The organism is Thermaerobacter subterraneus DSM 13965 (assembly GCF_000183545.2).
In the GTDB taxonomy this organism is placed as follows: Bacteria; Bacillota; Sulfobacillia; order Thermaerobacterales; family Thermaerobacteraceae; genus Thermaerobacter; species Thermaerobacter subterraneus.
Genome location: NZ_JH976535.1, coordinates 1,213,581 through 1,225,997, shown reverse-complemented (window position 1 = coordinate 1,225,997; position 12,417 = coordinate 1,213,581). Strand labels below are relative to the sequence as shown.

Below are 12,417 nucleotides of genomic sequence, written 5' to 3'. Positions count from 1 at the left end.
GTCGCGATCGTCGCCTGCCGCCCCGCCATCGCTGATGCTCCGGGTGCCTCACTGCTCCTGCCTATCCCGCGCGGAGAACGCGGGTGGCGTTGAGGATGGCCAGCAGGGAGACGCCGACGTCGGCAAATACCGCTTCCCACATGGAGGCCACTCCCGCGGCCCCTAGGAGCACGAAAATCAGCTTGACCCCGAGGGCGAAGGCGATGTTCTGCTTCACGATGCGGCGCGTGGCCCGGGCCACGGACACGGCCGTCGCCAGCCTGGCCGGGCTGTCGTCCATGATCACTACGTCGGCCGCCTCGATGGCCGCGTCCGAGCCGAGGCCGCCCATGGCGACGCCGATGTCCGCCCGGGTCAGCACCGGTGCGTCGTTAATGCCGTCCCCGACGAAGGCGAGGGCGCCGGGCCGCCCCTCTTGGCGCCGCTCGGCGTCCAGCCGCTCTACGGCCGCCACCTTATCCTCGGGGAGCAGGTTGGCGTGCACATCGTCCAGGTCCAGCGTTGCGGCCACCTTCTCGGCGACGGACCGGTCGTCCCCCGTCAGCATGACCTGGCGCCGGACGCCCAGTTCGCGCAGCGCGCGCACGGCCGCCGCCGCCTCGGGCTTGATCTCGTCCGCGATGACGATGCGCCCCGCCAGCGCGCCATCCACTCCCACGTAGACCACCGTGCCCTCGGCCTCGCAGGTCTCGTGAGGGATGCCCTCGCGGTGCAGGAGCCGGTCGTTACCGGCAACGACTAGTTGCCCGTCCACACGGGCGCGCACGCCATGGCCCGCGACCTCTTCGTAGCCCGACACGCGCGCTTCGTCCACGCTCTGGCCGTACGCCTCGGCGATGGAGGCGGCGATGGGGTGGCTGGAGAAGGCCTCGGCGTGGGCGGCCAGCTCCAGGACCCGGCCGCGGGAGAACCCGTTGTAGGGGGTGACCTCTACCACCTTGAAGACGCCCCGCGTCAGCGTGCCCGTCTTGTCCCAAACGACGGTGTCCAGGCGCGTCAGGGCGTCCAGGTAGTTGGCCCCCTTGACTAGCACGCCCCGCCGCGAGGCGCCGCCGAGGCCGCCGAAGTAGCCCAGCGGGATCGACACCACCAGCGCGCAGGGACACGAGATCACCAGCAGGACCAGCGCGCGCCGGACCCACTCGCCGAACTCCGCCCCGGGCACCACCAGCGGGGGGATGACCGCGATCGCCGCGGCGGCCACAACGACTGCCGGCGTGTAGTAACGCGAGAAGGTCGTGATGAAACGCTCCGTAGGTGCCTTGCGCGCGGCCGCCGTCTCCACCAGCCGCAGGATCTTGGCCACCGACGACTCGCCGAAGGGCCGGGTGACCCGCACGGTGAGCAGGCCTCGGGTGTTGACCATGCCCGCCATCACTTCGTCGCCGGGTTCCACCCGCCGGGGCACCGATTCTCCCGTGAGGGCGGAGGTGTCCACGAAGGACGATCCTTCGACCACTTGGCCGTCCAGGGGGATGCGCTCCCCGGGCCGGACCACGATTTCCTCGCCCACGGCCACCGCCTCGGGCGATACGCGGAGGATTTCACCGTTCCGCCGCACGTGGGCGTAGTCGGGCCGGAGGTCCATGAGTGCCCGGATGGAGCGCCGGGAGCGCTGCACGGCCAGGTCCTGGAAGAACTCGCCGACGGTGTAGAACAGCATGACCGCCACTGCCTCGGGCAGCTCGTGGATGGCGATGGCGCCCGCGGTGGCCACGGTCATCAGGAAGTTCTCGTCGAAAAGCTGCCCGCGCCGGGCGTTGCGAAGGGCGGCCCCGATCACGCCGTGCCCGACCCACAAGTAAACGGCCAGTAGCGCGGCGTCCACCGCCAGGGCGAGGGGCGTACCATCCACCCGTGGGTGGAGGAAGGTGGCTGCCAGGAACGCCAAAGTGGCCAGGCCGATGGCCGCCAGGCGGCGGTAGGTGGAGTGATGTTCCTCTTCTTCAGCCGGCCGCTCTGCCTGGCCCGTCGTGCCCGTCCTTTCCTCGCCGGACGAACGCGGCGCCACCGCCTTCCCGGCGGCCCTTCCCACGGTTTCTCCCGTGGGATGTACCGCCGCATCCGGCGCCGGGTTCGTCCCGTGGGGAAAAACGCCCTCCTGACGAGTCCCGTCCCGGGCGGCAGCCCCCGTGTCTTGGCGCGGCGTGACGAGCCGGACGCCGGGTTCGACGCGGGCGATGATCTGCCGGGCGCGCTCGACCTGGGCCGGGGGAAGCAGGACGGACCCCGTGGCGAAGCTGACGGTGGCGTCTTCCAGCCCCGGCTCGCGGCGCAGGGCATCCTCGATCCGCTGCGCGCAGCTGGCGCAGTCGATGCCCTCCAGGACATAGCTGTGCAGAGGCTCCCGCCGTGTGTCCGTGCTCATCGGCAATCCCTCCGGCGCGCCTTCCCGCCTTGGGGGCTAGCGCTCTTCTTCGTAGTGCTCCTGGGCCACCTGGATCAGCCGCAGGACGTGCTCGTCGGCCAGGGAGTAGTAGACGTTCTTGCCCTCCCGCCGGTACTTGACCAGCCGCATCGTCTTGAGCAGGCGCAGGTGGTGGGACACGGCGGGTAGGGAGAGGTCGAGGATGGCCGCCAGGTCGCAGACGCAGAGTTCCTCGGACGCCAGCAGGTAGAGGATCTTGGTGCGCGTCTCGTCGGCCAGGGCCTGGAACAACTCCGACAGTCCCGCCACTTCCACGAGGCGCTCGCGCAGGGCGGCGACGCGCTCGCCGTTGGGGTCGAAGCTCGCGCACACGTCATTCCGGGCTCTCTGCCGTGATGCTGTCACGGGCGGCCCCTCCTCATTTGATTCTTCCATAATCGTTTAATCGACGTCCATACTAGCGACCGGCGCTGGGGATGTCAACCGCCGGCGCTCGTTCCGCCCTCCCGGTTCGACCACCGGCGACCGGGCGCGTACCCGGGGAAGGCCCCTTTCACCCCGCCATGGGCGCCCCGGACCCACCCAGGAGCCCCGCCACCGTCTGGTAAAGGAGGAACGCGTTCAGTCCCGTGATCGTCAAGGCGATGGCCCAGCCCAGGACCTTCATCCAACCGGTGTTGACGAAGGGGCCCATGAGCCGCGGGTCGCCGGTGAACTGCATCAGCGGGATCACGGCGAAGGGGAGCTGCAGGGACAGGATCACCTGGGAGAGGATCAGCAGCTGCGCGGTTGCGGACGGGCCGGCGAGGGCCGTCACCAGGACCGCGGGCACGATGGCTACCAGCCGCGTGATCAGCCGCCGCAGCCAGGCCGGCAGGCGCAGGCGGAGGAATCCCTCCATCACGACCTGGCCGGCCAGCGTGCCGGTGAGCGTGGAATTCTGGCCGGCGGCCAGGAGCGCCACGGCGAACAGGAGGCTTGCCGCCTGGACCCCGAGCAACGGGCTCAGCAGCCGGTAGGCTTCCTGGATCTCCGCTACCTGTGTGAAGCCGCGGGTGTGGAAGGTGGCGGCGGACAGCACGAGGATCGCGGCGTTGACGAAGAAGGCGATACCGAGGGCGATGGTGGAGTCCGCGGTAGCGTAGCGAATGGCCTCCCGCTTGTCCCGCTCGTCGGAGCCGTAAGCGCGCGTCTGAACGATGCTCGAGTGCAGGTACAGGTTGTGCGGCATCACCGTGGCGCCGAGGATACCCAGCGCCAGGTAGAGCATCTCCGGCTCCAGCACGAGCCGCCCCGTCGGGATGAGGCCCGCCACGATGGGCCCCAGGGCCGGGGAAGCATAGAGCAGGTTGAGGAAGAAACTGCCCATGATGATGGCGATCAGCGACACCACCAGCGCCTCCACGTAACGGAAGCCGCGGTGTTGGAGGAAAAGGATCAGGACCACGTCGAGAGCCGTCAAGATCACGCCGAGGAGCAGGGGGAGGCCGAACAACAGGTTGAGGGCGATGGCCGTGCCGACTACTTCGGCCAGGTCCGTGGCGGCAATGGCCAGCTCGGCCAGCACCCAGAGCAGGAAGCTGGTTCGCCGCGGGTAGCGCACGCGGCAGGCCTGGGCGAGGTCAAGGCCGGTGGCGATGCCCAGGCGGGCGCAAAGGGCTTGGAGAAACATGGCCATGAGGCTGGATATCAGCACCACGGAGAGGAGAGCGTAACCGTAAGCCGAACCGGCGGCAAGGGACGTCGCCCAGTTTCCCGGGTCCATGTAGCCGACCGCCACCAGGAAGCCCGGGCCGGCGTAGGCAAGGAACTTGCGAACCGCCGCCCATCGCCCGTGCCCACGGGGGATGGCAATACTGCCGTGGACCTCGGGCAGGCTCCGCTCGCCGGGCACCTTGGTGCCGGCGGCTTCCCCCGCCACCATCACCGCTACGGCCGGCGGGCGCCACTGGCCTTCGGCCATGGCCTTCATGTCGTTTCGTTCCCTTCCCCCGTCGCTAGCCACCGCGACCCAGCTCCTTCATTCCTAATTTTGTTCCCGGATAAGAATTTTGCATGGATGCAAATCTCGGGCCGAAAAAGACCGGTGTTTTGTGTCACCGGAAAAGAGTTGCCCTATGGCAACTTTGTTGGAGCCAGCTTAATTGCTCTTGCAAGAGGTGTCAAGGGGGTGACTTCGTGGAAAAGCAGGCCGGCGGCAACGGCCGCATTGCCGTGACGGGCATAGAAATAGCAGAGTGTGCTCATGAATACGCTCCGGCACCACGCGGCGGTCTATCAGGCGGGTGCATAGAAATCGAGTAGGAGGGGCCGGTGAAGGCCCCGTCCCCTCACACCACCCGGCATGCGGGTCCGCACCGGGCGGTTCGTCAAGCACGGCGAAGTTCGTGGTAGCATTGAGTGAGGCTCAGCAGCCCCTGGGCGAGCCAGTACGGCTTGCCCAGGGCGCTGTTGAGCGGGCCACCGGCCATGGCCCAGTACCCGCGTCGTGACAGGGCCCACTGCCGGACCCGCCACTCGGGGTGGCCCAGGGCTCGCAGTTCCCGCAACCGGGTACGCGGCCGTTTCCACTGCTTCCAAAGGCACGCCTGCAAGCGTCGCCGGAGCCAACCTTCCACGTTGCGGAGCAGGACCGCCATGTCCGCGATGCGGAAGTAAGCGAGCCAGCCCCGCAGATAGGCATTGATCCGGCGGATGCGCTCGGGCATGGAAACCGGCCAGGTCCGGCTCGTCAGGCCGCGGATGCGGTCTTTGAGCCGCTGCACCGTTTGCGGGGCCACGCGCAGGCGGATGCCTTCCCGGCCGCGGTACATGCTGAAGCCGAGGAACTTGCGTCGCCAGGGCCGGTCCACCGCGCTCTTTTGTTCGTTGATCTTGAGCCTCAGCCGCTTTTCGAGGAAGCGTCGCACTCCCGCCATGACCCGGTGCCCCGCCCGTTCCGAGCGAACGTAGATGTTGCAGTCGTCCGCGTAACGGACGAAGCGGTGTCCCCGCCGCTCCAGCTCCTTGTCCAGCTCGTCCAGCAGGATGTTGGCCAAAAGCGGGCTCAGGGGGCCGCCTTGGGGCGTACCTTCCTCCGTCCGCACCTTCACCCCGCCGACCATCACGCCGGCCTGCAGGTAGCGGCGGATGAGCATCCGGACGCGCTTGTCCGCGACCTTCCGCATCACCCGGGCCATGAGGACGTCGTGGTGGACCCGGTCGAAGAACTTCTCGATATCCAGGTCCACCACCCAGGTGTAGCCTTCCTCGACGTGCCGGCGCGCGGCTTCGACCGCCTGATGGGCGGAGCGCCCCGGCCGAAAGCCGTAGCTGTGCTCCGAAAAATCGGGGTCGAAGATCGGCGTCAGCACTTGCAGCAAAGCCTGCTGGATCAGGCGGTCCAGGACGGTCGGGATGCCCAACAAGCGCGTGCCGCCCCCGGGCTTGGGAATCTCCACCCGGCGGACCGGCTGCGGCTTGTAGGTTCCCGCCAGCAGTTGGGCACGCACCTGCGACCACTGCTCCCGCAGAAAACCGCGCAACTGCTCGACGGTCATGCCGTCGACGCCCGGTGCGCCCCGGTTCTGCTCCACCCGTCGCAGGGCGGCCCACATGTTCTCCCGGGCCACCACCTGCTCCATCAGGTCCACACTACCACGCCCTCCGCTGGGGGGGTCGCCGGTCTGTCCCGGCCAGGTGCTCCGCTCTCGCACAGGCCCCGGAGGGATTCACCACCGCCTCCTGAGCGAGACCCTCTCGGGTTGGCTGCTCTCCTTGCACCCGGCGCGAACGCGCCCGCACCCTCCCGGACTCGACGTTCGGCCCTTCCCGCCGGCATTGCCAGCGGTACTATGGCCTCTGCTGACTCCTGCCGGCTCAGCCGCGCCTTGCGGTCGCGGGTTGCCATCCATGCTGGCCTGCCGGCAGGCCTCCCCGGGTAAGGACGAGTACTTTCGTCGCACACCCGCCGCGTTTACAGCGCCGCCCTTCGGCCCATCTCGGGCTTCGCCGTGCCTTGCCAGCTCGCCCAAACGGCGCTGCCTCACCCGCGGTTCCTGGTCGTCGGGTCGCAACTTTGCCTCCGGCTTCCTTCGGATCCCGCGTCGCCACGGGCACCCTTGCCTTCGGCTAGCGGTTGTACGGGGCCACCCTCCGCAGGGGACTTTCACCCCTTAGCACTCGCCCATGCCGGGCGCACAGCGGTGGGCCCGGCTTTCGGCGCCGGGCCCACCGTCTCCTTGTTGATCCGGACCCGTACTTTCTCGGCCGCTCCCATCCGTGCCCGAGCAGCCGCTCCCGCCGCCGATCAGGATCCCGCCGCTTGCGCCGTCCCCGTCGCCGCCCTCCGCGCACCTGCCACCGGCGGCCGCGCCACCAGCGGAAGCACCAGTGCCACCAGCATCGCCACGGCGATGACATACAGGGCGGTGGTGTAAGTGCCCGTCAGCTCCCGCACCCGGGCGATCATCAGCGGGCTCGGGATGGCACGGAGCCCCCAGGCCAGCAGCATGATCCCGTAGATGCTCCCCGCATAGCGGGGCCCAAAGTAGTCGGCGCTCCAGGAAGGCATGGTCCCGAACCCGCCGCCGTAACACAGGGCGATCAGGGCCGCGCCCTGGCCCGGCGCCAGAAGGGCAGCCGGGGGTGGCAAAAGGCCCGCCGCCGGCTGGCCCAGATCCATGCGCGAGCCCGGAACCTCCGCCAGGATGCCCTTCACAAGCTGACACACCACCTCGCGAGCACCTACGGCGTGGTGGTGGTTGAACAACTGCACGTGGCGGGCATGGGGAAGAACCGCCGGCTGGCGCGGGCGCTGGCCGATGCGGCCCTGGCGGAGATCCGCCGCCAGCTCAGCTACAAGTGTCCCTGGCACGGGGCGGTCCTGGTCGAAGCGCCGCCCTTCGATCCCAGCAGCAAGCGTTGCTCGCGGTGCGGTGCGGTCAAGCCGTCGCTGCCGCTTTCGCAGCGCGTTTTCCGCTGTGAGGAATGCGGGCTCGTGCTCGACCGGGACGAAAACGCAGCCCGCAATCTCGCGGCCCTGGCGGCCGCCGTCGCCGGGAGTGGCCCGGAGACGGAAAGCGCCCGTGGACGGGATGGAAGACCTGCCGCAAGGCAGGCGATCCCGGAGGAAGCGGGAAGCCGGCACCGGCGCACGGCCGGGTAAGACCGGCACCGCTGATCCGCAAGGATCGGCTGCCTGAAACAGATGACGATGTTTCAGGTAACGGGTGCGCAGGGAGGGCAGCAGGGCAAAGAGCACCGCCTGCAGCCCGAACATGGTGAGGAACACGGTCCTACGGCCGATGTAATCGGACAGGGCAGCCCAGAACATGCGGCCCAGGGGGCCGCCGCGGGAGCCGGGCGCCCCGGCCCCCGTCATGGTGCCGCCGGCGTTCCTGCCGCCGGTGCCGCCGCATCCCCCTGGCGCAGCGGCACCAGCTCGCAGATGGCGTTGTAATCCGGCTCCCCGCAGTACGGGTCGCAGACACCCGTGGGGATCAGCACATTCCCCTCGGGCCAGTGAACCTGCAGGTTGCCGGGCCGGATGCGGCTGATGCGCACCCGCCCGCGGAACTCGCCGTGATCCGAACGCAGCAGGACCGGATCCCCGTCCTTCAGCCCCAGGCGCTCAGCGTCTTCCCGGGCCATGAACACCTGGTCGCGGCGGGCACCCGTGAGCGGGTCCACCTCGTCCCACACCATGCTGTTGAACTGCTTGCCCCGGCGGGTGCCGACGCGGAACCGGCCCTCGGGTACGTCCTGCTCGGGCAGCGGCGCCAGCACGAAGTGGGCCTTGCCGTCCGGGGTGTTGAACCGGTTCCCCGCGCAGAGCAGGGGTCCGCCCCACTGGAACTGGTCGCCCTTTTGCCGCAGGCGCTGGATGCCGTCGTACAGGGGCACCGTGCGGGCGATGTCCTCGCGGATCTGCTGGGGGTTTTCGTAACGAATGAGGTGCGCTCGCGCCGGATCGACCCGCTCGGCGATGCGGACGGGGATCTCCCACTCGGGCCAGGCTTCGCCGATGCGGCGCCCGGGGATCTCCGGGCTGAAGATCACCCGCCGCTCGGTGGTGGTCTGGGTGACGCCCCCCGGCGTCTCGTAGCGGGTCGCCCCGGGCAGGATCACGTTCACCTGGGCCGGGTCCAGGAGCATCATGGGGTTGATCACGATGTCCTGGAAGACCCGCACCGGCACCCGCTCCAGGGCCGCCCGGACGTAGGCGGGGTCAGGCAGCGTCTCGAGGAAGTTGCCGCCCGCCGAGTAGAGCACGTCGATCTCCCCGCGGTACATGGCGTCGATGGCGGCCGTGGCCGTCAGCCCCGGCCGGGCCGGCACATCGAAGCCCCAGATGGCCTTCATCGCCTCCATGGTGGCCGGATCGCCCACGGGCCGGCCCATGCCGTAGCTGTTGGGCACGGCACCCATCTCCGCCCCGCCCTGGACTCCAGAGTGCCCGCGGATGGGCATCAGGCCGCAGTGGGGCTTGCCGATCCGGCCCAGGGCCAGGGCCAGGTTGGAGATGGCCAGCACGTTGTGGGTGCCGTGGCGGTGCTGGGTAACGCCCATGCTCCAGACGGTGATGGAGGTACCGGCCCCTGCGTAGAGTTCGGCAAAGCGGCGCATCTCCGCCGCCGTCGTGCCTGCCGACCGCTCCAGTTCCTCCCAGGACAGTTCCCGCAGGAAGGCCGCCAGCTCGTCGAAGCCCGCGGTGTGCTCCCGGATGAAGGCATGATCGAGGCGGCCCGTCTCGACCAGGTGCTTGAGCGCCCCGTTGAAGAAGGCCACGTCCCCGCCCTGGTTGATCTGGAAGAACTCGTCCATGATGCGGGTGCCGAAGAGGGCGCTCTCCACGCTGGAGGGAACCCAGTAGCGCTCCAGCCCCTCCTCGCGGTAGGGGTTGACCACGGCCACCCGGGTCCCCGCCTTCTTGGCTTCGTAGAGGTACTTGGTGGTCACGGGCTGGTTGTTGGCCAGGTTCGTCCCCACCAGCACGATCAGGTCGCAACCGATCCAGTCCTTGTACGAGACGGTGGTGGCGCCGTAGCCGATGGTCTTGGCCAGGGCCGAGGTGCTGGGCGCGTGGCAGATGCGGGCGGCGTTGTCGATGTTGTTGGTTCCGAGGAACCGGGCCACCTTCTGGAACGCGAAATAGGCCTCGTTGGGCATGCCGCGGGAGGTCATGTAGAAGTAGAGCCGGTCGGGGTCGCGTTCGATGGTGCGCCGGATGCGGCCGGCGATCAGATCCAGGGCCTCATCCCAGGAGACCCGCCGGTACCCCGGCTCGCCCTTGCGCCAGACCATGGGGTACGGCAGCCGTCCCAGTTGCCGCAGCTGGCGGCTGGTCAAGCGGCGCAGGGCGGCCGGGTCTTCCAGCACCCGCGGGTCTACCGCCGGCATGGTGTTCAGGCGCAGCATCTTGAGCCGGATGGTGCACAGGTGGATCCCGTCGATGGTCCAGTCCCGCATGCCGCTGGTGCCCAGGGAGCAGCCGTCGCAGCAGCCGTCCCGCAGGATCCGCCAGGCGTAGCCCAGCTGGTCGCGGTTCTCCCAGATGGTCTTGAGGATCTCCAGGTAGTGATTGGGCCGCTGCTGGCCCACGCCGTAGGGCATAAGCCCGGCCCAGTTCCTGCGGTTAAGCCCGGCCCAGTTCCTGCGGTCGAACCGGCGGCGCCGTCCCTTGCCGGCGCCCGGCCGCTGCTGGGGCTCCTGGCCGGCTGCACCGGAGGCAGGCTCAAGCTCCGCCGCCATGACCGTCCCTCCCTTCCCGGGGCCACGCCGGCCCCGTTCCATTGCCTGAAGCCGTTCCAACCCGTTCCGTCCCGTCCTGCGCTCCGCTGCGTGGCCCGGCGACCCCGGCCCCCGGCGGCAAGGCAGTGGCCGCCGTCCCCGGCGGTAGAGCGGGGGCCGCCCTCCTCAACGGCAGGGCGGGGGCTGCCGCCCGTGGTGGCAGGACGTGGGCCTGCTCGGCGAGCCACCGTTCCAAAGCCTCGGCCGCCGCCACCAGCTCCGCCGAGCCGAATCCCGGCGGCAGCCGGGTGATCACCTCCCCTGCCGGTTCGGTCTTGGGGTGGCCGGTGACGATCTCGGGCCAGCCGGCTCCGGCGCCCCCTTCCACCAGCACCAGATCGGGCAACTCGCCGGCCAGCTGCCGGTAGGCCGCTACCAGCCGGGCAATCCAGCGGGTCCAGCCGGGGGCCGAGCTGGCGCGGCCATCCGGGGTTGCCGTCCCCGGGGAAGGCGGGACGCCGGCGCCTGCCGGTCCGGCCCCAGCGCCTGAGCCCATGACGGTGCAACCCGGGCCTGTGGCCTCAAGACCCAGCAGGCGCAGGGCGGCTTCGCCCGGCCCCACCAGGGCGACGGCCGCAGCCCCCGCCTCCGCCAGCCGCTGGCTGTCGCTGCCGGGAACGTCCAGCGCAAAACCATGGGCCGTATGCTTCACCGCGAGGACCCGCCGGCCCCGGGCCGCCAGCAGCGCGATGAGCCCGGCCGCCGCCTGGGTCTTGCCGCTGCCCGAGCGGCCCGTCACGGCCACCACCGGCGGTAGCCCAGCGGTGACGGGCCCAGCGGCAGCGGGGAGGGCTTGCGAGCGATCCCCGCCCCCGCTCACGGCGGTCAAGTCCCGGTCATCGGGGCTCCCAGCATCGCCGGGCCGGGCCCGATGGCCGCGGCCTCCGGCACCGGCACCGGCACTGGCACCGGCATTGGCACCGGTGGACCCGGCCCGGTGGTCCCGGGCCGCTGGGAACCAGTCCGGCCAGTCCCGGTCCTCGGCCGCCTCCAGATCCAGCGCCTCGACCCGGTCCCCCGGCTGCGGCACCGGCTGCCCGGCCCATTGGAACAGCAGGGCATTGGCCTGGCCCACACCCACCAGCCGCCCCCTGGCGGGCACCAGCGGCTCCACGGTCCCTGCCGACCGGTCCAGACGGGCCCACAGGACCCGGGTCCGGTCGCTTCCCCGGGGCCAGGAACCGGCCAGGGGCACCCGCACCACCGGCCGGGCAACGGCCCGCTGCCCGGCCAGGCGGAGCAAGAAGGGCCGCACCAGCACCTCGAAGACGGCCAGGCAGGCCGGCGGGCTCCCCGGTAATCCCACCGCCCACACCGGCTCCAGGCGCCCGGCGAAGAAGGGTCCGCCGGGCTTGAAGTCGATCCGGCCCAGCACCCGGCGGCAGCCCAGATCCAGCCAGGCGCGGGCCACCCGGTCCCGGGGGCCCACCGACACGCCGCCGGTGGTGATCACCACGTCGGCGCCCGCGGCGGCCGCCCGTTGGAAGGCCGCCCGCAGGGCGGCCGGTACGTCGGGAAGGATGCCGGCCGCCTCGACCAGGAAGCCCAGGGCCTCCAGAGCGGCGGCCAGGGTGAGGAGGTTGCTGTCAGGTACGGCGGCGGGCTGGGCCGGAGGTGACCAGCGGCCCGCCGGCACTAGCTCGTCCCCGGTGGCGAAGAGCACCACCCGCAGCCGGCGTCGGACCTTCACCCAGCCCACACCGGCGGCAGCCAGCAGGCCGGCCCTCCGCGGGGTGATCCGCTCGCCCTCTGCGACCAGCTGCTGGCCGGGCAGGACGTCTTCCCCTGGCGGGGCCACGTGGCGTCCAGCCGGGAGGGGGGCCGCCACTTCGACGAATTCGCCCGCCCGGCGGGCCTGCTCGATGGGCACCACCACGTCCGCCCCCCGCGGCAGCAGGGCGCCGGTGGACACCTGCCAGGCTTGGCCCGCCCCCACCTCCTGCCCGGCCACCGGCCCTCCGGGCTTCTCCCCAGCGCCTTCGCCAGGCCCGGCGGTCCCGGGTCCCCGCCCCGCCTCCACCCCCGCCCAGCGGCGCCCGGCCAGCCGCAGCCGGGTGGGCCGCCCGGGTGCCGCACCCGCCAGGTCGGTGGCCCGGCAGGCAAAGCCGTCCATCATCACCCGCGGCGCCACCGGCACCGGCCAGGGCGCCTTGACGGGCCCGGCGGCGATGCGGCCCGCCGCCCGCACCACCGGCACCTGCTCGGCGGGCACGGGCACGGCGGCCTTCAGCAGGATGGCGAAGGCCTGGTCCAGGGGGATCACGGTCGCGCCTCCTACA

At 70.7% G+C, this 12,417-nt stretch carries 8 protein-coding genes; 1 reads left to right on the top strand and 7 read right to left on the bottom strand.

The genetic code is table 11. The features are described 5' to 3' along the window. Positions 1–61: 61 nt before the first annotated feature. The 5 genes from THESUDRAFT_RS05065 to THESUDRAFT_RS14295 form a co-directional block, all read right to left on the bottom strand. Positions 62–2,368 carry a heavy metal translocating P-type ATPase gene (locus tag THESUDRAFT_RS05065; RefSeq protein ID WP_006903670.1) on the bottom strand — a complete coding sequence of 769 codons (2,307 nt, stop codon included), beginning with the start codon at positions 2,366–2,368 and terminating at the stop codon, positions 62–64. Positions 2,369–2,404: 36 nt separating this feature from the next. Then, positions 2,405–2,773, bottom strand: a complete 369-nt coding sequence (locus tag THESUDRAFT_RS05060) for an ArsR/SmtB family transcription factor (protein ID WP_006903667.1) — start codon at positions 2,771–2,773, stop codon at positions 2,405–2,407. A gap of 148 nt (positions 2,774–2,921) precedes the next feature. Next, on the bottom strand, positions 2,922–4,340 hold the full coding sequence (locus THESUDRAFT_RS05055; RefSeq protein WP_169328706.1) for an Nramp family divalent metal transporter: 1,419 nt from the start codon (positions 4,338–4,340) through the stop codon (positions 2,922–2,924). Positions 4,341–4,737: 397 nt separating this feature from the next. Next, a complete protein-coding gene (gene ltrA, locus THESUDRAFT_RS05050; protein WP_207635440.1) occupies positions 4,738–5,991 on the bottom strand; it encodes a group II intron reverse transcriptase/maturase in 1,254 nt (417 codons plus the stop codon). A 665-nt stretch (positions 5,992–6,656) separates the two neighbouring features. Further along, positions 6,657–7,082, bottom strand: a complete 426-nt coding sequence (locus THESUDRAFT_RS14295; protein WP_242823395.1) for a hypothetical protein — start codon at positions 7,080–7,082, stop codon at positions 6,657–6,659. On the opposite strand from THESUDRAFT_RS14295, the gene THESUDRAFT_RS05045 reads away from it, so the two are divergent. Next, positions 6,966–7,514 carry an RNA-guided endonuclease InsQ/TnpB family protein gene (locus THESUDRAFT_RS05045; RefSeq protein ID WP_242823357.1) on the top strand — a complete coding sequence of 183 codons (549 nt, stop codon included), beginning with the start codon at positions 6,966–6,968 and terminating at the stop codon, positions 7,512–7,514. The two genes, THESUDRAFT_RS14295 and THESUDRAFT_RS05045, sit on opposite strands and share 117 nt — an antisense overlap. Positions 7,515–7,726: 212 nt before the next feature. Here THESUDRAFT_RS05045 and THESUDRAFT_RS05040 read toward each other — a convergent pair whose 3' ends face one another. Then, the gene (locus THESUDRAFT_RS05040; protein ID WP_006903663.1) at positions 7,727–10,099 is read right to left on the bottom strand and encodes an FdhF/YdeP family oxidoreductase; all 2,373 of its coding nucleotides are present in this window, start codon (positions 10,097–10,099) and stop codon (positions 7,727–7,729) included. Next, positions 10,083–12,401 (bottom strand): molybdopterin-guanine dinucleotide biosynthesis protein MobB, encoded by a 2,319-nt coding sequence (locus tag THESUDRAFT_RS12175; protein WP_006903662.1) that lies wholly within the window; start codon positions 12,399–12,401, stop codon positions 10,083–10,085. Before THESUDRAFT_RS12175 ends, THESUDRAFT_RS05040 begins: the two co-directional genes overlap by 17 nt. Positions 12,402–12,417: the final 16 nt, after the last annotated feature.

Excerpts from the sequence above, each read along its gene's own strand:
- THESUDRAFT_RS05040 (WP_006903663.1), bottom strand. The coding sequence starts at position 10,099 with ATGGCGGCGGAGCTTGAGCCTGCCTCCGGTGCAGCCGGCCAGGAGCCC.
- ltrA (WP_207635440.1), bottom strand. The coding sequence starts at position 5,991 with ATGGAGCAGGTGGTGGCCCGGGAGAACATGTGGGCCGCCCTGCGACGG.
- THESUDRAFT_RS05065 (WP_006903670.1), bottom strand. The coding sequence starts at position 2,368 with ATGAGCACGGACACACGGCGGGAGCCTCTGCACAGCTATGTCCTGGAG.
- THESUDRAFT_RS05055 (WP_169328706.1), bottom strand. The coding sequence starts at position 4,340 with ATGAAGGCCATGGCCGAAGGCCAGTGGCGCCCGCCGGCCGTAGCGGTG.